This is a genomic window from Microcoleus sp. S13_C3 (genome assembly GCF_036700905.1).
Lineage (GTDB): Bacteria > Cyanobacteriota > Cyanobacteriia > Cyanobacteriales > Microcoleaceae > Microcoleus.
Map to the genome: position 1 here is coordinate 77,774 of NZ_JAUBPT010000002.1, position 22,356 is coordinate 100,129.

Annotated in this window: 22 protein-coding genes; 12 read left to right on the forward strand and 10 right to left on the reverse strand. The window is 47.3% G+C overall.

The annotated features are described in order from the left end of the window. Window positions 1–209 precede the first annotated feature (209 nt). Complete coding sequence (locus tag QUA16_RS01005; RefSeq protein ID WP_333103396.1) at window positions 210–452, reverse strand: hypothetical protein; 243 nt, start codon at window positions 450–452, stop codon at window positions 210–212. On the opposite strand from QUA16_RS01005, the gene QUA16_RS01010 reads away from it, so the two are divergent. Further along, complete coding sequence (locus QUA16_RS01010; RefSeq protein WP_333103397.1) at window positions 429–2,489, forward strand: DNA polymerase III subunit gamma/tau; 2,061 nt, start codon at window positions 429–431, stop codon at window positions 2,487–2,489. The two genes, QUA16_RS01005 and QUA16_RS01010, sit on opposite strands and share 24 nt — an antisense overlap. 233 nt (window positions 2,490–2,722) lie before the next feature. Here QUA16_RS01010 and clpX read toward each other — a convergent pair whose 3' ends face one another. The 3 genes from clpX to tig all read right to left on the reverse strand — a co-directional run bounded on the left by clpX (window position 2,723) and on the right by tig (window position 6,620). Further along, window positions 2,723–4,066 (reverse strand): ATP-dependent protease ATP-binding subunit ClpX, encoded by a 1,344-nt coding sequence (clpX, locus tag QUA16_RS01015; RefSeq protein ID WP_333103398.1) that lies wholly within the window; start codon window positions 4,064–4,066, stop codon window positions 2,723–2,725. Between the two features lie 9 nt (window positions 4,067–4,075). Further along, entirely contained in the window at window positions 4,076–4,765 is a 690-nt protein-coding gene (clpP, locus tag QUA16_RS01020) for an ATP-dependent Clp endopeptidase proteolytic subunit ClpP (protein ID WP_333045253.1), read from the reverse strand. A 427-nt stretch (window positions 4,766–5,192) separates the two neighbouring features. Continuing rightward, complete coding sequence (tig, locus tag QUA16_RS01025) at window positions 5,193–6,620, reverse strand: trigger factor (protein WP_333103399.1); 1,428 nt, start codon at window positions 6,618–6,620, stop codon at window positions 5,193–5,195. Window positions 6,621–7,299: 679 nt separating this feature from the next. Here tig and QUA16_RS01030 point away from each other — a divergent pair. From QUA16_RS01030 to QUA16_RS01050, 5 genes are all read left to right on the forward strand, one after another. Then, window positions 7,300–7,539: a hypothetical protein gene (locus tag QUA16_RS01030; protein WP_333180971.1), complete on the forward strand. Its 240-nt coding sequence runs from the start codon at window positions 7,300–7,302 to the stop codon at window positions 7,537–7,539. 96 nt (window positions 7,540–7,635) lie between these two features. Then, a complete protein-coding gene (locus tag QUA16_RS01035; protein WP_333103401.1) occupies window positions 7,636–8,679 on the forward strand; it encodes an aspartate-semialdehyde dehydrogenase in 1,044 nt (347 codons plus the stop codon). Window positions 8,680–8,786: 107 nt separating this feature from the next. Further along, on the forward strand, window positions 8,787–9,680 hold the full coding sequence (gene dapA, locus QUA16_RS01040) for a 4-hydroxy-tetrahydrodipicolinate synthase (protein WP_333103402.1): 894 nt from the start codon (window positions 8,787–8,789) through the stop codon (window positions 9,678–9,680). Between the two features lie 198 nt (window positions 9,681–9,878). Continuing rightward, window positions 9,879–10,055 carry a hypothetical protein gene (locus QUA16_RS01045; protein ID WP_333180972.1) on the forward strand — a complete coding sequence of 59 codons (177 nt, stop codon included), beginning with the start codon at window positions 9,879–9,881 and terminating at the stop codon, window positions 10,053–10,055. A gap of 25 nt (window positions 10,056–10,080) precedes the next feature. Continuing rightward, entirely contained in the window at window positions 10,081–11,976 is a 1,896-nt protein-coding gene (locus tag QUA16_RS01050; protein ID WP_333103403.1) for a ribonuclease J, read from the forward strand. Between the two features lie 917 nt (window positions 11,977–12,893). Here the strand turns inward: QUA16_RS01050 and QUA16_RS01055 are convergent. Continuing rightward, window positions 12,894–13,169, reverse strand: coding sequence for a MoaD/ThiS family protein (locus tag QUA16_RS01055; RefSeq protein WP_006632924.1), 276 nt, complete (start codon window positions 13,167–13,169; stop codon window positions 12,894–12,896). Window positions 13,170–13,505: 336 nt separating this feature from the next. Further along, window positions 13,506–14,804: a threonine synthase gene (gene thrC, locus QUA16_RS01060; RefSeq protein ID WP_333104957.1), complete on the reverse strand. Its 1,299-nt coding sequence runs from the start codon at window positions 14,802–14,804 to the stop codon at window positions 13,506–13,508. Between the two features lie 97 nt (window positions 14,805–14,901). Between thrC and QUA16_RS01065 the strand changes: the two genes are divergently transcribed. Then, a complete protein-coding gene (locus QUA16_RS01065) occupies window positions 14,902–15,153 on the forward strand; it encodes a hypothetical protein (RefSeq protein ID WP_333180973.1) in 252 nt (83 codons plus the stop codon). A 268-nt stretch (window positions 15,154–15,421) separates the two neighbouring features. Here QUA16_RS01065 and QUA16_RS01070 read toward each other — a convergent pair whose 3' ends face one another. Continuing rightward, entirely contained in the window at window positions 15,422–15,682 is a 261-nt protein-coding gene (locus QUA16_RS01070; protein WP_333104959.1) for a MoaD/ThiS family protein, read from the reverse strand. Between the two features lie 493 nt (window positions 15,683–16,175). On the opposite strand from QUA16_RS01070, the gene QUA16_RS01075 reads away from it, so the two are divergent. Beyond that, window positions 16,176–16,463 (forward strand): hypothetical protein, encoded by a 288-nt coding sequence (locus tag QUA16_RS01075; RefSeq protein ID WP_333104961.1) that lies wholly within the window; start codon window positions 16,176–16,178, stop codon window positions 16,461–16,463. Between the two features lie 420 nt (window positions 16,464–16,883). Here QUA16_RS01075 and QUA16_RS01080 read toward each other — a convergent pair whose 3' ends face one another. The 3 genes from QUA16_RS01080 to QUA16_RS01090 all read right to left on the reverse strand — a co-directional run bounded on the left by QUA16_RS01080 (window position 16,884) and on the right by QUA16_RS01090 (window position 19,122). Then, the gene (locus tag QUA16_RS01080; RefSeq protein ID WP_333104963.1) at window positions 16,884–17,006 is read right to left on the reverse strand and encodes a hypothetical protein; all 123 of its coding nucleotides are present in this window, start codon (window positions 17,004–17,006) and stop codon (window positions 16,884–16,886) included. Next, window positions 17,003–18,379, reverse strand: a complete 1,377-nt coding sequence (locus QUA16_RS01085; RefSeq protein ID WP_333104964.1) for a cytochrome P450 — start codon at window positions 18,377–18,379, stop codon at window positions 17,003–17,005. Before QUA16_RS01085 ends, QUA16_RS01080 begins: the two co-directional genes overlap by 4 nt. A gap of 137 nt (window positions 18,380–18,516) precedes the next feature. Continuing rightward, window positions 18,517–19,122: a hypothetical protein gene (locus QUA16_RS01090; protein WP_333104965.1), complete on the reverse strand. Its 606-nt coding sequence runs from the start codon at window positions 19,120–19,122 to the stop codon at window positions 18,517–18,519. A gap of 682 nt (window positions 19,123–19,804) precedes the next feature. On the opposite strand from QUA16_RS01090, the gene QUA16_RS01095 reads away from it, so the two are divergent. The 4 genes from QUA16_RS01095 (at window position 19,805) to QUA16_RS01110 (ending at window position 22,314) form a co-directional block, all read left to right on the forward strand. Further along, window positions 19,805–20,413, forward strand: a complete 609-nt coding sequence (locus tag QUA16_RS01095; protein WP_333104966.1) for a COP23 domain-containing protein — start codon at window positions 19,805–19,807, stop codon at window positions 20,411–20,413. Window positions 20,414–20,531: 118 nt separating this feature from the next. After that, window positions 20,532–20,810: a hypothetical protein gene (locus QUA16_RS01100; RefSeq protein ID WP_333104967.1), complete on the forward strand. Its 279-nt coding sequence runs from the start codon at window positions 20,532–20,534 to the stop codon at window positions 20,808–20,810. A 111-nt stretch (window positions 20,811–20,921) separates the two neighbouring features. Next, on the forward strand, window positions 20,922–22,055 hold the full coding sequence (locus QUA16_RS01105; protein WP_333104969.1) for an IS4 family transposase: 1,134 nt from the start codon (window positions 20,922–20,924) through the stop codon (window positions 22,053–22,055). Beyond that, on the forward strand, window positions 21,985–22,314 hold the full coding sequence (locus QUA16_RS01110; RefSeq protein WP_333104971.1) for an IS4 family transposase: 330 nt from the start codon (window positions 21,985–21,987) through the stop codon (window positions 22,312–22,314). Before QUA16_RS01105 ends, QUA16_RS01110 begins: the two co-directional genes overlap by 71 nt. Window positions 22,315–22,356 lie beyond the last annotated feature (42 nt).

Consider the following 22,356-nt stretch of genomic DNA (forward strand, 5'->3'; position numbering starts at 1 on the left):
ACAACTGGATTTCTGCAACTGGAGCACGCACCCTCTAATTAATACTTTATCTTTAACTGCAAGCCGGTTTCCGAAATATCGGGAAATCGCGCGCTGGCACTGGCCAATAGAAATGGTGAATTGTCTGTAATATATTATACCAATACAGCTAAAAAAATGTTGGTTCGGCGGTCTCCCTTTCTAGAAAAATAAAAAGAAATACACATAAATTAATAGTAACTCTGGGACTCAGCAGCAGAAAACATCCAGGAGAACAGCCGATCGCCCGGACGATCGAGGGACGGACGTTGAAGAGTGCTAACTCCTACTGTTGGCTCACTCCCGCCGTGCCAGCCCACCGGGCGGCTTGCTGTGAGAGTCGAGCTCTCTTTGCGATCGAACAACGTCTCCTTAGCTAAGATTACAGCTAATACCACCAATATTCGATCGTGACCTACGAACCCCTGCACCACAAATATCGCCCTCAGACATTTGCCGAATTAGTCGGTCAAGAGGCGATCGCCCAAACCCTCACCAGCGCCATCCTACAAGAGCGCATAGCACCAGCATATCTATTCACCGGCCCCAGAGGCACCGGTAAAACCTCCAGTGCCAGAATTTTCGCCAAATCCCTCAACTGTATTTCTACGGTTGCCCCCACCCCGACACCCTGTGGCAAATGCAACGTTTGCCAAGAAATTGCCCGAGGTTCGACACTAGATGTCATCGAAATTGACGCCGCCAGCAACACCGGAGTAGATAACATTCGGGATTTGATCGAACGAGCTCAATTTTCCCCCGTACAGTGCCGCTATAAAGTATATGTAATCGACGAAGTTCATATGCTCAGTACCCAGGCATTTAATGCCTTATTGAAAACCCTAGAAGAACCGCCCGATCGCGTTGTATTCGTCCTCGCCACAACCGACCCACAAAGAGTATTACCAACTATTATTTCTCGCTGCCAAAAGTTCGACTTTCGCCGCATCCCTCTCGAAGCAATGATTGCTCACTTGCAAAAAATTGCCCAATTAGAAAACATCAATATTGCCAGTGATGCAGTACAAATGGTTGCTCAAATTGCCCAAGGAGGTCTGCGAGATGCCGAAAGTTTGCTCGACCAAGTGAGCTTATTTCCCGGTCAAGTAACAGTCGAAAAAGTTTGGGATTTAGTCGGCGCAGTTCCCGAAAATGACTTAATGGATTTGCTGCAAGCTATTGACAAAGATAACGCTACAGCACTAATAGACATGACTCGCCACCTCATGGATCGCGGTCGGGAACCGCTAATTGTGCTGCAAAGTCTCGCGAGCTTTTACCGAGATTTGCTAATAGCCAAAGCTGCACCAAAGCGGTCAGATTTAGTAGCTTTAACATCGGCAACTTGGGAAAAACTGGGGGATTTTGCCCGCCATTGGGATGCGGAGTTGATTTTGGCAGGTCAGAAACATTTGCAAACCCACGAAGTGCAAATTAAAAACACTACTCAGCCGCGTTTGTGGCTGGAAGTAACGCTATTGGGATTGTTGCCTTCAGCAATTAGAAATCAGGCACAAGCAACAGCCGAACCAGCGAAAAATGTTGCTCAACCACCACAAAATCACCCCCCCCAACCCCCCCTTGCTAAGGGGGGGAGCCAGACATCTAATATCGAACCGCCTCCCGCTGCCAAACCTCAAAATCCTCCGCCGCAGTCGCCGCCTGTGGCTAATCGAACAGAAAGCACACCTCCGGCAGCGATTCCTGCACCTGTACCAACTGCTGAAACGAATCAAACAAATTATTCACCGACTAATTCAGCCGATGAAATCGATTTAAATCGAGTGTGGGAACAGGTACTTGACCGCGTGCGGCCGCATGGCACTCAATCGCTGCTTCGCCAACATGGACAGCTCGTAATTTTTAGCAATGATACTGCTCATGTTAAGATTAGTTCGCAGCCGTTGCTCAATATGGTTAAAGACAAAGTAGCTAATATTGAAGAAGCTTTTTTGCAAATTTTCAACCGTCGAGTTACTGTAAAAGTGGGCTTGACAAATCCCGCTGAAACTAAAAGTTCCCGCGCTAAGGATTTGCCTACTTCTAACGGACGTGGTGGCGAAAATCCCAGGAATTCTCATCCTGCAGATGATGCCGACCAACAGGTGCAGAAGTCGGCGGGTTCTGAGATTACAGATGATTTTTTGGGCAAGGGTAGAGAAGAACAAAAACACCCGCCAGCGCCTGAAAATACCGCCGTTAATGTGCCGGCCATTTCCGAATCGCGATCGCCCACAAACGGTTCTACAGACTCTCAAAATGACTCTAAAGCTCAGGCTATAGCGGTGCGTGATGATGCGCGAAATGTCGCGAATTCGACTAGGAAGTTGGCTGATATGTTTGACGGGGAAGTAGTCGATTTGTCGGATGACTTGGAGATTTGGGAGTCGGAAACTTTTAGATTGGAATCTGAACCCGATTTTTCCGAGTTATCTTCTGAGTTAGGTGAGGATGATTTTATTGATTGGTAAGTATAGCCTTTCTCAGTAACATGAGGTGTTCTTGGGCATTGGGCATTGGGCATTGGCCAAACAGGAAGAGTAGCTTACTTTCCTGAGAATCGCTATAGATCACTAAAAAAAAACCGAGAAACCCGGTTTTTGTAGTAGGGGGGCTGCTAAGAGTGGCCCCCCTTCCAGGTTTCTTAATACCCTAAAAGTTTTAGGTTGAATTAGAGTCACCTAGTGATTGTGAATATCTACTTTTAAGCTGACTCTGGCTTGGGTAGCGAAGACGGAAGTACCAACAACTCAGCCGTCGATCGCTTCTCGACCATTTCCTTAGTAATCGTACACCGGGCAACATCCTTGCGCGACGGCAACTCGTACATCACATCCAACATCAATTCTTCGACAATTCCCCGCAGCGCCCGTGCTCCAGTTTTGCGGCGGTATGCTTCCTGGGCGATCGCCCGAATCGCCTCCGGCTTAAAGTCCAACTGCACATTATCCATCTTCAGCAGCTTTTGATACTGCTTAACCAAAGCATTGCGCGGTTCCGTCAAAATCGCCATCAGCGTTTCCTCATCCAGCGGCTCCAACACCGCCGCCACCGGCACCCGCCCAATAAACTCAGGAATCATCCCAAACTTCACCAAATCATCCGGTTCCAGTTGCTTGAGTACATCAGCAGCCCGCTTTTCCTTCGGCTGAGCTTCTCCCGGCTGAATAAAACCCATTGACTTTTTGCCCGTTCTCTGCTCTATCACTTTTTCTAGACCGACAAAAGCACCGCCGCAGATAAACATGATATTGCTAGTATCAATTTGGATGCAGTCTTGGTAGGGATGCTTGCGGCCACCTTGGGGAGGTACATTGGCGATCGTCCCCTCAAGCATTTTCAGCAGCGCCTGCTGCACACCTTCCCCAGACACATCCCGCGTAATCGAAGGATTTTCGCTCTTGCGGGCTATTTTGTCAATTTCATCAATATAAATAATTCCGCGCTGCGCCTCTTCCACGTCCATATCTGCCACTTGCAGCAGCCGCAGCAAAATATTTTCCACATCTTCCCCGACATAGCCCGCTTCCGTCAGCGTCGTCGCGTCAGCCACCGCAAACGGCACGTCTAGCATATCTGCCAAAGTCTGAGCCAGCAGAGTTTTTCCGCAGCCCGTCGGCCCAATTAACAAAATATTCGATTTTTGCAGTTCTACTTCTTCCGGCGGGTGCTTGCCACTATTTTTGGCATGGATAAAGCTGAGGCGCTTGTAGTGGTTGTAAACTGCCACCGAGAGCACCTTTTTCGCCTCATCTTGCCCGATCGCGTTTTCGTCGAGGTAATTTTTAATTTCCCTCGGCTTCGGAATTTGGCTCAGCGACATACTTTTGCCCGAAGTAGCGCGACGCTTTTGCGTCGTTTCCTGCTTCGGGGCCACCGCCGCTGCGGGTACTGCACTCGAATCAAACAACTCCTCATCTAAAATTTCATTGCACAAGTCAACGCATTCGTCGCAGATATACACCCCTGGGCCTGCGATCAACTTGCGTACTTGCTCTTGAGACTTGCCACAAAACGAACATTTTAGATGGGAGTCGTACTTAGACATAACAGCCTCTTAATTCAGTGCAGTGACATTCTCTCCCGCCGTCGGAAGGTTTTCCTTTTCGATAACTCGATCGACCAAACCGTAATTTTTGGCTTCCTCGGCTGACATAAAAAAGTCGCGCTCTGTATCCGCCTCTAATTTGTCGATCGGTTGACCTGTGTGGTGCGCTAGCAGTTGATTCAGCTTACGCTTATGATAAAGGATTTCTTTGGCTTGAATCTCAATATCCACTGCTTGACCTTGAGCGCCTCCAAGCGGCTGGTGAATCATAATCCGGGAACTCGGAAGAGACATCCGCTTACCGTGAGCTCCTGCTGTCAGCAGAAATGCGCCCATACTCGCTGCCAAACCGTAACAAATCGTCACCACATCCGGGCGGATTTGCTGCATTGTGTCATAAATTGCCATGCCGGCCGTCACCGAGCCGCCGGGGGAATTAATGTACATTTGGACATCTTTTTCTGGGTCTTCGGCATCTAGATACAATAGCTGAGCCACTATCGAGTCAGCAACTTCGTCGGTTACGGGAGTTCCTAAAAACACAATTCGCTCCCGCAGCAAGCGCGAGTAAATGTCAAAGGCCCGCTCGCCCATCCCCGACTGTTCTAGCACCATCGGCACTACATTGCTGGGGCTGGAACTGACATCAAAATCGTTATAGCTTGTAATTAGGTAATTGGAAGATTGAGATACAACCATAAGACACCAGTCAAGGATTCTAGACAATTTGCTGCTGCTGATGAAAGCTTTAAATTAAGCCGCCAGCTTTTAACTATTATGCCTCTTCTGAACAGATATCGGGGGAATGGGGAATGGGGAATGGGGCATTGGGCATTGGGCATTGGGTATAGTCGAGCAAAAATCTTGTGACTATTTAACCCAAATTCAACAGTAGCTCGACATTAAACGTAAAATTCGATCGCAATTCAGATACCCCCATCGATCCCCGCCGTAGGGACACTCCAATACCCCATTAGTGTCCACTTAAGCTTTCAGCCCGCCAAGTCCGCCAGTGGATCCGCTAGTCCGCCAGGGAATGAATTCCCTGCCGGAATGCGGGTTTAACGTGTTTGTTGACACGAAGAAGGGCTGGCGTGCGGTGTCCCTACTACTTTGATTCTGCGCCCTAATCTTCGCCTACAACTTCAACTTCGACGCTTGTGGCTGCTTCTGAAGTTTCTGCATCATCTGCATCATCTGCATCTGCATCAGATTCTTCTGCAGCAGGAGTCAGAGAGCCTTCAGGTACGAGTTCGATTGTTCCTTTTTCTTCCAACCATTTCAGGGTTTTTTGTTTGAGCAAGTCTTCTGCTACAAATTCCTGCAACCTTTGGGGGTCAAAATCTCCTTTGGGAAACTGCTTTCTGATTTTTGCTACTTCTGCTTTTACTTCTGCTGGTTCAACAGATAAGGATTCCAGCTTGGCTACTTCTGCCAGAGCTAAATTCTGCTTGAGGCGCTCGATTGCTTCCGGGCGCGAGCGTTCCCGCATCGGGCCCATATTTTCTTCCGTAAACAGTTGGTTGATATCTATGCCGTAATTTTTCAATTGGAGGGCTTGTTGATTCAACAAATAATCGATTTCGCGATCGAGCATTGTTTCGGGAATTTCCACTTCTATTAGCTGCACGAGGGCTGCTGATATAGCTTTTTCCTTATTAGCTGATGTCTGGTTTTCTTTGTCTGCTTTAAACCGAGTTTCGAGCGATTCGCGCAGTTCTGCTAAAGTTTCAAACTCACTGACTTCTTGGGCGAAGTCGTCGTCCAACTCCGGCAATTCTTTTTCCTTAAGTTCTTTGAGAGTAATCGTAAAGACTGCCGGTTTTCCTGCTAATTCTTCACTGCTATACTCATCTGGGAACTGCACAGAAACTTCTCTAGTTTCTCCCGGATTCATCCCGATCATGCCTTGGATAAAGCCCGGTACAAACTGATTTTCCGATAATTCTACTTGGAAGTCTTCTGCTTGACCGCCAGGAATTTCTGCGGGAGTTTCGCCTTCGGGTGCTTCCGCAAATCTACCGGAGAAATCAACCAAAGCCGTGTCTCCCAACTGAGCCGGCCGGCCTTCTACGGGGATTAAAGTAGCTTTGTCCGATCGATATTTTGCCAATACCTCATCTACCTGACCCTCATCATACTTAGCTTCTTCTGCTTGAAGCTGCAAACCTGTGTACTGACCCATTTTCACTTCGGGTTGTACATCAACCTTCGCCGAAAAAATCAGAGGCTGTTCTGGATCGAACTTCTCTAGTAATTCTTCAAACTCGGTGCGAAGTTCAAAACTGCCAATTGCGGCAATTTTTTCTTGTTCCAGGGCTTTTTGCAGGGAATCATTAATCAAATTTTCCAAAGCCGTCGCCTTCAAACGACTCTGGCCTAGGCGCTGTAGCAAAACTTGACGGGGAACTTTGCCTTTGCGGAACCCAGGAATATTAACCTCGCGAGCAAATTGTTTAATTACTTGCTCGTAAGCTTGTTTTGACTTTTCTGACGGTACTTCGATTTCCAGACCAATTTGGCTAGCTGGAAGTTTTTCCTGGGTTACTTTCATCGGCTTTTGTGATATTTAACAATAGTGTATTGACACTCCCTGACCTAAAGGACAGGGATTCTTAATTCAGCGACTGACCTTAAAATGTTGCGTCCTTTCGGCAATCCTCAAACTTTTTAACCGTAGAAATCCTACCAATTAACGAGCATGATTCGCAGTCATCCCTTCTTGGTCTATCTCCAAAAGCGTACTAGGATATTTACCTAGAGTTCGGGTATGCCCTACCCTACTTAACAAGACTAAATAGTTTGTTTCTCTGGTTAAAGGAACTGTGTTAAGCTCCTAGCTGTTTATAGAGTTTTCGCCGCTCTTTGTCCCCCGGTTTACGCGCCAAAGTGTGTCGTTAACTGTTTTTATGCACTAGGGCGCAGGAGTTTAACCTTGACTACTCTAGAATACTAGAAATTTCCTGACTTTTAGGAAGGGATTTAAGAAATTAAAGCCGTCCTAGAAGGACAGGGTTTTAGACCCAATTTCCTTGATAAAATACATACAAATCTGACTTTGCCTGCATTTTAATTTTGTACGCTTTGACTCGTAACGGCACAACTACAACACCTTTACCGGATGAGACTGTAAGTCATTGCCGGCTACTTTTTTGGCTCTTGCCAAATAGTTTTGGTTTGAGGATACTAGCTTTTGCTGCTAGGAATGTGGAGGTTAAGTCCACTAATTGCCGATGCACCATAGCACATATCGCCCTGTGATGTCAATCTTGCCGGTCTCTGCGGCCAGTCAAAGTCAATGGATGCGCCTGCGAAAATGCAGATATATCGCAAAACTTAACCGGATGCGGATTGGGCGTGGGCGAGCGACAAAAGATGCTAAACTGGCATTGGGTACGATCGCACGTCGCATTCAGGAAGTTCGATCGCCCTTTTCGCTTAACTGCACCATTGCCATCCTCTCATGCTCCTGATGTCGCATAACATTAATTAAGTTTGATATTGAGAATTGCAGTTATTTAAATTTTTGATTTCGATCGTTGAAACTATAATTTGTGGAGGAAACTAATTTGTCTCAATCCTATCGAGTTGCCATTTTAGGAGCTACCGGCGCAGTCGGTGCCGAGTTGCTAGAACTATTGCACAGCCGGAGTTTTCCGATTTCTCAGTTGAAGCTGCTGGCTTCGGAACGTTCAGCAGGCACAACTTTGCCTTTTGGCGGCGAGATGCTGTCGGTCGAAGCAGTTTCGGCGCGATCGTTTGATAATGTAGATCTGGTGCTCGCCTCTGCCGGCGGATCTACTTCTAAATTATGGGCTCCGCAAGCGGTGGCAGCCGGAGCAGTGGTAATTGACAATTCTAGCGCCTTCCGCATGGATGCGACGGTACCGCTAGTGGTTCCCGAAGTCAATCCCCAAGCAGCAGCAGCTCACCGAGGTATAATTGCTAATCCCAACTGCACGACTATTTTGATGGCAGTTGCCGTTTGGCCACTTCACAAAGTTAGGCCCATACAGCGCATCGTTGTAGCGACTTACCAGTCTGCCAGCGGGGCGGGGGCGAGGGCAATGGAGGAAATGAAAGCTCAAGCAAGAGCAATTTTGCAGGGGGAAACGCCCAAAACAGATATATTTCCATACCCCTTAGCATTTAATTTGTTTCCGCACAACACCCCTATTAACGATTTGGGGTATTGTGAAGAAGAAATGAAAATGGTAAACGAAACTCGGAAGATATTTGGTACGGACGAGATTAAAATTACGGCAACTTGTGTGCGGGTTCCCGTACTGCGGGCTCATTCGGAAGCGATTAATCTAGAGTTTGCAGAGCCTTTTAGCGCGATCGAGGCCAGGGAAATCTTAAAGCAGGCAAGCGGGGTTAAGCTGGTAGAAGACTGGCAAGCTAATTATTTCCCGATGCCTGTCGAGGCCAGCGGTAAGGATGACGTGTTAGTCGGCAGGATTCGCCAAGATATTTCTCACCCCTGCGGGTTGGAAATGTGGCTGTCGGGCGATCAAATTCGCAAAGGGGCGGCTTTAAATGCGGTGCAGATAGCTGAGTTGCTGGTTCAAAAAAATTTGTTGCGAACCCAAGTGGCGGCGGCTTCTACTTAGGGGGAACCCTGGCAATTGGGAAATTGTAATTGGGGATTTTAGATCAACCTTTCATCTGAAATCAAAAATTTAAAATCAAAAATCAACAGTCTAAAATCGGAGAAAGTGTGGTAAAGTTTGGACGGGTTCTGACTGCAATGATTACGCCGTTTAAGGAAGACGGCAGCGTTAACTATGCGGTAGCAGAACAATTGGCAGTTCATTTAGCCGATCGCGGTACAGATAGCTTGGTAGTGTGCGGCACTACTGGCGAGTCTCCCACTATGACCTGGGATGAAGAGTACGAATTATTTCAGGTGGTACAAAAGGCGGTGGCCGGTAAGGCGTTGGTAATCGCAGGAGCCGGATCGAATTCTACTTCAGAAGCAGTAGCAGCTACCCAAAAAGCAGCTAAACTAGGGTTAGATGGTTGTTTGCAGGTGGTTCCTTATTACAACAAACCCCCGCAAGAAGGTTTATATAATCATTTTCGGGCGATCGCGCAATCTGCTCCCGAATTGCCTATAATGTTATATAACATCCCCGGTCGCACTGGTCAGAATATGTTGCCGGAGACGGTGGCTCGATTGGCAGAAATCCCCAACATTGTGGCCGTAAAAGAAGCAAGTGGCAACTTGGATCAAGCAAGTCAAATTCGGTGCTTGACATCCCCTGAATTTGCCATCTATTCTGGAGATGATTCCCTAACTTTGCCAATGTTGGCGGTAGGAGGATCTGGTGTAGTTAGCGTAGCCAGCCATCTGGTAGGAGAGCAACTGCAACAGATGATCAAAGCTTTCGAGGCCGGTCAAGTTCAAGTCGCTACCCAGATTCACTTGCAACTTTTTGACCTGTTTAAAGCTCTTTTTCTCACCACAAATCCCATTCCCGTCAAGACAGCTCTCAAACTTCAAGGCTGGGATGTAGGCTCCACCCGTCCGCCCCTGTGCGATCCGCCCGTTGAGGTAACTCAAAAGTTAAAGGACGTACTGAGTCAGCTAGCAGCAGTATCAGCTAGCTAGACGAGCGAGAACGAGTTTTCAGACAACTGAATATTGGTTGTGATAAGTCATTAGTTGTTAGTCATTAGTCATTAGTAATTAACTGTTAGTAATTAGCTAACAGTCAAAAAGTAAAGACTGAGGATTAAAGACTGAAGGCAAAAGACAACTGACTGTAGGGGATAGTAAAACCCCGTAGGGGAGTTTTCCACAAATATCTTGGAAAAAATCGCCCCCATCAACGAACAACAGATAAAAACCTCCCAAAAAGCTTGTCTTGAACAGGCAGGATGCCTGTTCCACAGGGATTATTGGAGAGGTCGAGACAGTAGGCGACAGACGACAGACAACAGTCAACAGTCAACAGTCAACAGTCAACAGTTAACAGACCAATAACAAAAATAACTAACAAAGGATACGCATGATCAAAAATACAACTGCATCTGCTCTAAAAGTTATTCCCCTCGGCGGGCTGCACGAAATCGGTAAAAACACTTGTGTGTTCGAGTACGGCGACGAAATCATTCTTTTAGATGCCGGTTTAGCGTTCCCGACAGATGGAATGCACGGGGTAAATATTGTCCTCCCAGACATGACTTACCTGCGGGAAAACAGCCACAAAATTAAAGGTATGATCGTGACTCACGGTCACGAAGACCACATCGGGGGAATTCCTTATCACCTCAAACAATTTGAAATTCCAGTCATCTACGGCCCCCGTTTGGCGATGGCTTTGCTAGCCGGAAAACTCGAAGAAGCCGGAGTGTCTCACCGCACTGAATTGAGAACGGTTCGACCCAGGGATACTGTAAGAATTGGCAAGAATTTCTTAGTCGAATACATCCGCAACACTCACTCGATGGCAGACAGTTTTACGGTGGCAATTCACACTCCCGTGGGAATTGTGATCCACACCGGAGACTTTAAAATTGACCACACTCCTGTAGACGGCGAGCATTTTGATTTGCAAAAGCTAGCCGAGTACGGCGAGAAAGGCGTGCTGTGCTTGATCAGCGATTCTACTAACTCGGAAGTTCCCGGTTTTACCGCTTCGGAAAGTTCTGTGGCGCCGAATTTAGACAGAATTATCGCTCAAGCACCGGGAAGAGTGCTGCTGACGACTTTTGCTTCGTCGGTACACCGATTGCAAATTGTTTTGGACTTGGCTAAGAAAAACAATCGGTATGTCGGAGTGGTTGGCCGGTCGATGCTTAACGTCATCGCTCACTGCCGCAATCTCGGCTACATCAAATGCGAAGATAGTATTTTCAAACCGCTGAAAGAAATCCGCAATTTGGCTGAAGACAAGGTGCTGATTTTAACTACAGGTTCTCAAGGCGAACCAATGGCGGCGATGACTCGCATTGCTAACGGCGAACATCACGAACTGAAAATCAGAAAGGGCGATACAGTCATTTTCTCGGCTAATCCGATTCCCGGAAATACGATCGCAGTGGTAAACACGATCGATAAACTGATGATGCTGGGAGCACACGTGGTTTACGGCCGCGATAAAGGCATTCACGTTTCGGGTCACGGCTGTCAAGAAGACCAAAAGTTAATGATTAACATGACTCGTCCCAAGTTCTTCTTGCCAGTGCACGGGGAACACCGGATGCTGATCCAGCACTCCAAGACGGCTCAAAGCATGGGCATTCCCGCTAGCAATATGGTGGTTATTGATAACGGCGATGTCGTAGAATTGACCGAAAATTCGATACGAGTTGCTGGCCAAGTGCCTTCAGGAATTGAATTGGTAGACGCTTCTCGATCGGGCGTGGTCAAAGCTAGCGTCCTCAAGGAACGTCAGCAGTTAGCCGGAGATGGCGTTGTAACTGTAGCGGCGGCTTTGAATTGGGAAGGCAAATTAGTTGCCAAACCAGAAGTTCACTTGAAAGGTGTGGTGACATCAGCCGATCGCACGGAGGTGATCGGATTAATCACTCAAACCATTGAAACAGTTTTGAGCGATCGTTGGTCAGAATTTGTCAAACCCGCCACTGCTGACTCACAAGTTGATATTGACTGGGTAGGAGTTCAAACGCAAATAGAAAAGGCAATTCAGCGAGTGATGCGCCGGGAACTTCAAAGCAATCCGCTGTTGGTATTCCTGATGCAAATTCCTGAAGAAGCAGTGCGATCGGAAAAAGCAGCAGTATCTCCCGGTTCCCTGGAAGCACCTAAGCTATTATCATCGCCATCATCGGCATCGCCATCCTTGCCATCGCCATCATCGCCATCGCCCTCCTTGCCATCTCCTGCCAATCAGGTGACAGGCCGGCGCCGTCCCCGGACTGCTGCAAGGGCAGCTTCCTAGTGCGATAATTTCCTGACGCACTGCGAACAAAGAAATAAGTTTTAGGTTTGTAGTTGCGCTTCGGTATCCAAGCGCAACTACAAACCTAGATTTGATTTCCTAAATAGCTTCACCGATACTTTTTTGCTAACATTTGCTAACAAATACATAAGTTGAGATCAGATCTCAACCAAGGCGTATCAACCGATGCCCGTAGAAATTTCTACAAGCACTTATATTCTTGCCTTCAGCTTGGTTATCGCTTACAGCCCCACGCCAATCTGATTATTTGCTTTGATAATGTAGAGGCAACTTATTTATATAGCGGTTGCGTACTACCAAGGTTTTTCACCTACATCTGAGTGGCTAAATTCATTCTATATGACATGAAGACCAGAAGGCAAATGTAAGTGATTGTTAGCAAATGTTAGAAAAAGTCTTACTGTTAATCAACCTCCAAAAACTGCGTTGCATAATAGCAGGATGATTTTGATTTTTTTGTGGGATGGGCGTCCCGCCCGTCCGGTTTATTTTCACAGCAGTCGGGACGCCTACCCTACAATAATCATTCTCAAATGGTGCAACGCCCAAAAAATGTCAGTATCGATCGACGTAACTCCTGATATGAATTCCGGTTGTATTGGAATGATTAAACCGCAGAGGGCGCAGAGGATACAGAGAAACGGAAGAGACAGATGAATCATTCCGATGTCAACGGATTTGATATGATATCTATTTTGCTAAGACATTTAAACTTGTCAAGATTGAAGAGTTGCGACTCGATGTATTTCAGGAAGCAGCTACTTACCAAATCCGCCGGGATTTGTAGGATTTTCTCGGTTAGGGAAGGAGTAGTTTTTAAACCGTAAATAAACGCAAGTAAACGCAGATAGTTATTTAAATCTATCTGCGTTCACTTGCGTTTATTTTAAAATTAATCAGCCACCAGCAACAGCAGGAACAATGCTGACTTCATCGCCATCTTGGAGGGCTGTTTTTGAGCCATCCAAAAAGCGGATGTCTTCGCTGTTGACGTAGAAGTTGAGAAATCTGCGGGGTTCTCCCTTTTCGTCACACAGGCTTTTTTTGATGCCGGGACAATTGGTTTCCAGCGACTCAATGAGTTCGGAAATGTTATCGCCGGCGCATTCGATGGTGGCTTGATTGTTGGTAAATTTTTGCAGGGGAGTGGGAATTAAAACTTTGACGGTCATTTTTTTAGTCCTTAGTCAGTAGTCCTTAGTCAGTAGTCAGTAGTCAGTAGTCCTTAGTCAGTAGTCCTTAGTCAGTAGTCAGTAGTCAGTAGTCATTAGTCAGTAGTCCTTAGTCAGTAGTCAGTAGTCAGCAGCTTAATAACTAATAACTAATAACTAATGACTAATGACTAATGACTGATGACTATTAATCAGTAGTCCTTAGTCAGTAGTCAGCAGCTTAATAACTAATAACTAATGACTAATGACTGATGACTATTAATCAGTAGTCAGTAGTCAGTAGTCAGCAGCTTAATAACTTATAACTAATGACTAATGACTGATGACTAATGACTATTAAACCGAAACTTGTTGCCATTCTAAGCGTTCGAGCGTGCGGGCGCGTTCTAAGGCGCGCTCGAACGCTTCTAATTTCGGTTCGAGGGTGATGGGTTCGCCGATGTAGCCTTGAACTGCTTCTTGCGTTTTCAAACCGTTGCCGGTGATGTAAGCGACGGTGGTTTCATCGGGATTGATTTTACCTGCTTCTACGAGTTTCTTCAAGACTGCGATGGTCGTGCCGCCTGCAGTTTCTGTGAATATGCCTTCAGTTTCTGCTAGCAGTTTCATGCCTTCGATGATTTCGGTGTCGCTGACGGATTCAATGTTGCCGTTGGTTTTGCGGGCGATTTCCAAGGCGTACATACCGTCGGCTGGATTGCCGATCGCGATCGACTTAGCAATTGTATTCGGTTTCACCGGTTTGACGAAATCACGGCCTTCGCGGAAGGCTTGGGCGATGGGGGAACAGCCGTCAGCTTGGGCACCGCTGAACCGAACTTTCTTTTCATCAACTAAACCGACTTCGGTGAATTCTTGAAAACCTTTGTAAATTTTTGTGAACAAAGAGCCCGAGGCGAGGGGAGCGACGATGTGATCGGGCAATTGCCAGCCTAGCTGTTCGGCAACTTCGTAACCGAGGGTTTTTGAGCCTTCGGAATAGTAGGGACGCAAGTTGATATTGACAAATCCCCAGCCATGTGTATTGGCGACTTCGCAACAGAGGCGGTTAACTTGGTCGTAGTTGCCGTGAACTGCCATGACAGTTGGATTGTAAATCAGAGTGCCGAGGACTTTGCCTGCTTCTAAGTCGGAGGGGATGAAGACTACGCAGTCGAGTCCGGCGTGGGCGGCGATCGCAGCCGTAGAGTTAGCTAAATTGCCGGTGCTGGCACAGGATACCGTTGTGAAACCCAATTCTCTCGCTCTGCTGAGGGCGACTGACACCACTCTGTCTTTAAAGCTGAGAGTGGGCATATTGACGGCATCGTTTTTAATATAAAGATTTTTTAGACCGAGGCGGCGCGCCAAGCGGTGGGATTTTAATAGAGGAGTCATCCCAGTGCCGACATCGATGACGTTATCTGTAGCGACTGGTAAAAATGCGCGGTAGCGCCAGATCGAGTTGGGGCCGGCTGCGATGGTTTGGCGAGTGACGCTGCGGCGGATGGCGTCGTAGTCGTACTTGACTTCAAGCGGGCCAAAACAGCAATCGCAGACGTGCTTGGCTTGGAGTTCGTACTCTTCGCCGCATTCTTTACATTTGAGGGCTGTGAAGGTTGCTGCTGTGGATTGGGTTCTGGTCGCCTGGGTCATAGCTCAACTCTCTAGTTTTGCGATGTTTTCTTAGTCTTGTGCAAGATTAGCACGGTCAATTTAGCCCGTCAACCATACCCGATTTTTTTAGTCGGGATTGATTTTTCAGTTAAAAGGTGGTGTATTTAACTTTGATATTTGGGCGGGCGGGACGCCCACACCACAAGGATTTGAGTTGTTTTCACGATCGGGATGGGAATCCAGATTGTCAGGCCCGCACGCCAGCCCGATCGAGCTCAAGGATGATTTGCAGCCGAAATTGTTACAAAACTTAATAAATCTTTTTTTGGCGAACAATTGGGCAGTCGTGCGATCGAACACAACTACAAAACCTCGAATTTTTGATTAACTGAGATATTGCACCCTTCTCGCTTAACAGGCAAGATGCCTGTTCCACAACAAAATTCATTCTTTGTGGAACAGGCATCTTGCCTGTTCATAAAAAGCTTATTGAGAATGGTGCAACATTTCAGATTAACTGAGATGTTGCACCATTCTCGCTTAACAGGCAAGATGCCTGTTCCACAAGAAAATTCACTCTTTGTGGAACAGGCATCTTGCCTGTTCCTAAAAAGCTTATTGACAATGGTGCAACATTTCAGATGAACCAACTTAGCCTACCCGCCGCTGACGGGGGGGATGAGGACAAGTTCGTCGCCGTCTTGGAGGATGGTGTCGGGGGAGACGAATTCCAGGTTGAGGCCAAAGCGGGTGCGATCGCGCCATTGTTCTAATTGAGGATATTGGGCGATCGAGCTTTCGAGCACTTGAGACACTGGGGTTTCGGGAGGAAGTTCTAAGGTAAGTTCCGAAACGCCGTAGGCTTCACCGAAGGCGGCGAACAGTTTAACGGTGATGGTAATCGAAGAGTTAGACACGGCTGTTGAGTGCGATCGACGGTTTGGCAATTATCAACTACACCATACAATTAATTAGGAATTAGGCGCGCCGAGGCTTAGAATTGAAAGCGGCAACCTCTAGTTAAGTTTTACCCCATTGGGTAAAGATGATAGTTGATTGCAGCAAAAAGTCTTAACAGTATTGTATGCCGATCGCTCTCACCAACCAGGCGTTAGAAGCAGTTGGCATCCACTTAGATGCAGCTAGCTAAGGTCGAGTTGGCTGCTGTTGAGGCTAATGCGAGAATATTTTTTGAGGATGCGGTATAGATACTTTACCGTAATTGTGGGAGAGTACAAAAAATCCCACTAAATTTAGCAGGCAACAACGCAGACAAGGCCCTGCCAACCCGCTTATCCTGACTAAAAATCCGGTTATCTACTGCGGTTTGGAATTGCAAAACCTTTGCCCTGCTTAGCAAGCTACCCGTTCTATCTAAGAAGAATACTGAAGTTAACACGATAGAAATATATGGCAAATAACGATTTTAAAGTGCTTCAAATTATTGAAGCTAAAGGCTGGTATGCCTTTGGGAGTACGAAGCAAAACCAGCACGTTGAGAGATGGGTAAGACCTGTCGTGTGTTGGGTTTTAATAGAAGATAAAAAAAAGCGACGGGTTGTGACAGCTACCGCTAGCTATCAGATCCAGATTGACGACAAAGAAGTCGAGTTCTTTGCCCACGAAAGCGAAATTCAAGATATGGATAGTCTCCCGAAGTCTGTCTCGGTATCGGAATTTCTGAAAACAGAAGATTGAGAGAAGGGCAAAAGGAGCTGATTTAACAAGTTATTAATTATTCCTTAGTGATTCCTTAAACTTGCTGTCGGATTCTATTTCAATGACAGGCAGAAGCTCTAGATTGGGGAGAGGGGCAGATGGGGACAGGGGGAGAATTTATATTTTTGCCTTGCCTTCTGCATCTTGTACCCAATGCCTGAAGTCGCCCAAAAAATAAAGAGGCCGGAAGATTGGTGGCAATGCCAACGCGCTTCCGACCTTGCTGAATAACAGGGTATGCATATGTTTTTAAAGTATGGCAGGGATGCTTTTGAGATATCAAGAGGACTATTGCAATCACCCACTTTTGCTTTCAGGCTGTGTTTGCGAGGCTCCTATTATTTTAGACTGAGAATTTGAAAATTGAGAGGGGGGAGGCTTACAGGTTAAGGATTCTAGCTATTTATCTGTAGCGGGTGCTACAAAAAATGGTGGCATTGGCGGACGATCGCACATTCTCGCTAAATTGTTTGCACTCAAAGCAGAAAGTTCGATCGCCCGCTGCAACTGCTGCGACTTCAAACCCCACTAACAACAGGTTCAGGCTTCTGCTGCGACATCCGCCGCCCCAGCAGAGCCATCCGCACGCCGCCGGCAGGGCCTAAAGTCACCCCTCGGCGTTTGGCCTGTACGGGCTTTTTCTCGGCCAATACTAGGTCGAAATCGCGCAAAATGGTTGCCAACACGAGTTTCATCTCCAACTGCGCCAGCGCCAAGCCGATACAGCGGCGACTGCCGCCTCCAAAGGGCAAATACTCATACGGCGAGAATTGCCTCTCCAAAAACCGTTCCGGTTTAAATTGCAGCGGTTCTGGATACAAATCCTCCCGTCTGTGGGTCAAATAAATCGAGCCGATGACAACCGTGCCCGGTTCGAGTTGATGTCCCATCAGTTCCACAGGCGTAAGAACTTCTCGCGCAAACGTCAGCATTCCCACGGGGTAAATTCGCAGCGTCTCCTGACAAACTGCACTCAGGTAAGGTAAGCGGAAAATCTCCATCGGATCGGGATTTTCCCCCAAACTGTCCAATTCTTGCAGCAACTTCTGGCGCACCGAGGGCAAGTGGTGAATCCAGTAAAACGCCCAAGCTAGGGCCGTTGCTGTGGTTTCGTGGCCTGCAAACAGCAGCGTCATCAACTCGTCGCGCAATTCTTCATTGGTCATTGGTTGCCCGTTTTCGTCGCGCGCGGTCATCATTAAGCTGAGAATGTCGGTGCGGTTGGCGTCTGGTTGGAGTCTGCGTTCTTCAATTTCCGCCTCCATCAGTTCGTCAATTTTCCGCCGCCGCTGTTTCATGCGTCCCCAAGGACTCCAAGAGCCCCAATCTTGCTGCATCCAGCCGAAAAACAGTATGCTCGATCGCAGGGGAGAGTTGGTCATATCGAGGACTGAGGCAAGTAGGGGCCTGATCTCTTCCAATCGCGGCCCGTCATCCATGCCGAAGACAGCTTGCAAGATTACCCGCATGGTGACTTCCTGCATCGCGCTGCGGGCCACAAAAGGTCGATCGACCGACCACTTGCTGGCAACATCTTGAGCGATATCGCAAATTAGTTGGCCGTAATTCCGCATCCGTTCCCCGTGAAAGGGTGGCATCAATAATTGGCGCTGGCGTTTGTGCCTTTCTCCCGAGAGCATAATCATGGATTGTTCTCCCATCAAGGGTTTTAGGATGCTGTTCAGGCGGCCTGGAGCGTGAAACGCATTGCTGTTGAGCATCTCCTGGACAGCTTGGGGGTGGCTGATCATCACCAATGGTTGCCCGTTGTTCACTCTAGCTGTGAAAATGTCGCCGTATTGTTTGGCACATTTATCCATGAATGTCAGGGGATCGCCGATCCATTGAATTAGCTGCACCAAGGGTGGAGCTTTGGGGCCGTTAGGTAGTGTCATAGGAATTACCGGGGTTTTGGTCACAGGACTTAGCAGCATCAAAAAATCTCAAAGGGTTTGAAGGTTTATTCAGTCCCTCCCAACCCTTTTTTTAAGGGGAGAAGTGCGTCAGTCCCATCTCCAATAATTTTAATAGCTTATTCTCGAACGGTGTTCAAAATATCCTCTCCAAGCTCTGTAAAACGCACAGTTTTGACTTGCCAAGGAGCATAATTGGTTAAAGTTTGGCGCACGCCCCCGAACAAACCTAACATCTGACAACTGGACAGATTTTGCAATTTCTGCCGCGAATTTCCCGATGCTCGCAGATCCACGGTAGCTATTCCGAGGTCGCGATCGATCTTGAGGCGATAACCCGCCAAACCAAGACTATCGAAAATCTGCTGCTTTAACACTTCATTAACCGCCGATGACATTAACTGGTTCTCTGGGCCTGTAACTGTTTCCGGCTTCAGAGTTTGACACAAATTATCTACCTTATAAACCGTAACGGTGGCAGTATTTTCTGAGAGGGCAGCACTGCCTAAAACTGAGGCAACAGAGTTAGAAGGCTGCCTTAATTGACTCGATCGAGCCTCAATTTGATTTTCCGTTAGCTGTAGGTGTTGGAAATGAGGGGCGCTGGCTGAGAGTTGCCTCTGGTTTTCGGTTGAGGTAGCTGCATCTGAGCTAGAACAACTGCTACCGCCCATCAAAATTAACCAAACGCCTAAATATCCTAACTGTTTGCAGATACGGTTCATAGTTTTTAATACTCCACTAAACGTCAGTGTATGGAGGGTAAATTTTGGTGGTAGAAAGCACTTAGACCCTGATTACACTCACTTAGAAGTATTTCCCGCAGTACGGAGATGAAAACAAGTTAAGAGTTCTTTTTAATACCTGGATTTTAGTGTTAGCTCCAGCAAGATGGGTTTTACGCCTCAGTGCAGTAACCCAGGAATCTACCTGTCTCAGCAGATCAAGCTCGCGACCGAGCTCGTAAGTGATATCAAATACCGTGTCAGTAGGTGTGATGTACCCTTGCAATTCGAGCCATTCCAATATCTGAGGTAAAGAACCTCTTTCCGGTTTGCGACAGCCCGAGCTGGATTAGTAGTAATGAGGACAGAATTCCGACTGGCGCGCGCATTTTAATGTCGGCTTCGGAGCGCTTTTTTTAACAGCGCCGAAATCGCCGTTAGAGGAAACGTGCAAGTTGCGAACAATATCAAAACTTACGCATCAAGAGCAAAAAAACCGGGTTTTTTAACCAGGCATAAGGGCTACAACGAAGTGTTTTCGTAAAAAAAACTGGTTTCTGGTCAAGTCGCGAAGAACATAATTTCCAAGTCAGCTGAGTTGTAACGAACAAGCGTGTCAAGGGTGTTATCGCAGCATTCGGTGATTTTTGTGCCGAATCTCATAAAACACAGGGAAAAAATCATGAAACAGCAATTATTGACAAAAGTTTTGGTGGCAACAGCCATCGCCCTCAGCGGCCTGACGGTTGCTTCTGGACCGAGTTACGGTCGGCGAGTACCGGAGGAAAGTGGATTTTGGTGTAACACCTCGACCCGTGCGCCGGTGACGGTGTACCAAAACGCTCAAGGTGCCGTAGAGCCTTGGATTGAGTGGACTTCCGATTATTTCTCCGGTTCTGGCTACGATCCGGCCACTCGGTGTCAATTAGTGAGTCAACGCCTCGAAACCTATCGCCGCCAACGAATGCTTAAGTACATTACTGCAGGCCAAATGAACGGCCAGAACGTCATCTGCACGGCGAATCAAGTCAATGGGCGCTGTCAAAATTTGATTTATACCCTCAGACCTGGCCAAGACCCGATCGGCTCTTTGTATAATTTGTTGGCTTGGCGCCAAGGATATGTCGGGATGCCCTCTTTTGATGAAAGCAGTAAAATTCCTTACATTGATGTCCGCGAAAAGCTAGGGGAAAACATGGATGATGAGGCGCAACTGCCCCCTTTCCCCCACCGTTCCGACAGCCTTAAAGATTGGCAAATTTTCCATCCGATCGCCAATTCCAAGGATTGAGGTGGAAAATTTGGCGCGTCAAACAGCAGTAGGCAGCCCGACGGGGAAATCTTATGGTTCCGGGGCGATCGTCGGCCAGCAGGCCCAAACCTATAGGATACTGACTAAATAGCACGTTGTGGCGATCGGACTTGTCACCGACGACGGCCTCATCTACCCACTGCTAGCACTTCTGAGGCGGCTGGGCAATACCGATCTGGCGATCGCTCTGTTTCGCAGCGCGATCGAGTATAAAATAGCACTATTCAGCCTTGAACCCGGGTCGGTGTCTGAGCCAGTGTTGGCAGTCGGCTTTCCTGGGAGTGCTGAGGTTGGGAGTTTCGCTGACCACGAATTTCAAAGGTGGTATCCGCCACGTGATTTATCCGTGGGGTCGCCTCTAAAATCTAAAATCTAAAATCTAAAATCGATTGACCGAAGAACGAGACGCAAGCCCCTGGCTTTAGACCTTGTCATTACCAACATATTTTAAAGTGGAACTGAGGTGTATTAGAGTCAGAGTATGAAGTTGAGTAATTTCACAGACCTCCAGACTTGGGCTGTTGAACAGTGGGGAGATGCCGAGTTGGGGGATAGTCGTCGTACAGACAGAGCGGTAGTCGTAGGAGCAGCACTCGCAGCGAACCCAGCAGCAAGTCTACCAAATATCATGGAAGGCTGGAATGAAGTCAGAGCAGCCTACAGATTATTTGCAGAAGCCGAAGTTACTCACCGTGAGTTGATTAAACCACATACGACCGCAACCAAAGTCAGAGCCAAAAACAGCTCGCAGAAGGTTGTCCTATTTATCCAGGACACATCAGAACTAGATTACACAAAAGCACGAAACATAGAAGGGTTAGGACATATCGGCGACGGTAGAGGGCGAGGGATAATGCTGCATAATTGCTTGGCAGTAGTACCAGTGCCGGGAAACCCGGAGATACTGGGACTGGCAGGACAAATACCTTGGGTACGCAGTCACCAGAGCCCAAATCTCGAAATTGAGAACATTTCACAGGAATTACTCAGAACCGAAAGTGAAGGTGAAATTTGGTCGGAGATGGTCGAATCAATCGGCGAAGCACCAGCCGTTAATTCAATGTGGGTAAGTGTTGGGGATCGAGGCAGCGATATCTTTTCATATATCCGACGTACTACGGCATTGCACTGGTACTGTTTATTGCGGGTCACTCAAAATCGTGTAATTACCAAACCAGACGCAACAAAAGGACATCTCAAAGCATTTTCTCGTAGCTTGGAACCAATGGCACTCAAAACGATTGTGCTACGTGGTCGCAATGGCGAACCCAAGCGTGAGGTGGATTTACAGGTTGCTTGGTCACCGTTAATAATTCAACCGCCCGCGACGGGTAATGAAAGAAAACAGCAGCCAATTAATGGTTGGTGTATACGTGCTTGGTCAGTAGATGGTGATTTGGAATGGATTCTGTTTACAACAGTACCTGTAACAGATGCCAACTCTGCCTTAATCCAACTCGACTGGTACGCTTGTCGCTGGTTGATTGAAGAATATCATAAGTGCCTGAAAACTGGTTGTGCGCTCGAAAAACGTCAATTAAGTTCTGCCAATGCCAAGCGTCACATTACTTGGGTTTTTTGCGGTCGTCGCCGTGCGATTATTACAGCTACGCCAAATTAGTCGCAGTCATCCCCAATTGCCGGCTCAACACTTTGTACCCCCGATCATGCTAAATATTTTAGTCGCTCGCCTTGGTTTGTTGTCAAAAAATTTAAGTATTGGTGAGTTTTGGAAATATGTTGCCCGTTTGGGAGGTTTTCTGGGACGTAAAAATGATGGGCTTCCTGGTTGGCAAACCCTATGGCGAGGATTTAGTCGATTGATGGATATGTGCTGGGCTGCTGATTTTACAACCCAGTCGTTTGAAAAATGTTGGTAATGACAAGGGCTTTAGACACGGGGATAAGTCGGCAGCGGTTTC

Excerpts from the sequence above, each read along its gene's own strand:
- clpX (WP_333103398.1), bottom strand. The coding sequence starts at position 4,066 with ATGTCTAAGTACGACTCCCATCTAAAATGTTCGTTTTGTGGCAAGTCT.
- QUA16_RS01075 (WP_333104961.1), top strand. The coding sequence starts at position 16,176 with ATGGCAAATAACGATTTTAAAGTGCTTCAAATTATTGAAGCTAAAGGC.
- thrC (WP_333104957.1), bottom strand. The coding sequence starts at position 14,804 with ATGACCCAGGCGACCAGAACCCAATCCACAGCAGCAACCTTCACAGCC.
- QUA16_RS01095 (WP_333104966.1), top strand. The coding sequence starts at position 19,805 with ATGAAACAGCAATTATTGACAAAAGTTTTGGTGGCAACAGCCATCGCC.
- tig (WP_333103399.1), bottom strand. The coding sequence starts at position 6,620 with ATGAAAGTAACCCAGGAAAAACTTCCAGCTAGCCAAATTGGTCTGGAA.
- QUA16_RS01090 (WP_333104965.1), bottom strand. The coding sequence starts at position 19,122 with ATGAACCGTATCTGCAAACAGTTAGGATATTTAGGCGTTTGGTTAATT.
- QUA16_RS01085 (WP_333104964.1), bottom strand. The coding sequence starts at position 18,379 with ATGACACTACCTAACGGCCCCAAAGCTCCACCCTTGGTGCAGCTAATT.
- QUA16_RS01030 (WP_333180971.1), top strand. The coding sequence starts at position 7,300 with ATGCACCATAGCACATATCGCCCTGTGATGTCAATCTTGCCGGTCTCT.
- QUA16_RS01050 (WP_333103403.1), top strand. The coding sequence starts at position 10,081 with ATGATCAAAAATACAACTGCATCTGCTCTAAAAGTTATTCCCCTCGGC.
- clpP (WP_333045253.1), bottom strand. The coding sequence starts at position 4,765 with ATGGTTGTATCTCAATCTTCCAATTACCTAATTACAAGCTATAACGAT.
- QUA16_RS01110 (WP_333104971.1), top strand. The coding sequence starts at position 21,985 with ATGCCAAGCGTCACATTACTTGGGTTTTTTGCGGTCGTCGCCGTGCGA.
- QUA16_RS01055 (WP_006632924.1), bottom strand. The coding sequence starts at position 13,169 with ATGACCGTCAAAGTTTTAATTCCCACTCCCCTGCAAAAATTTACCAAC.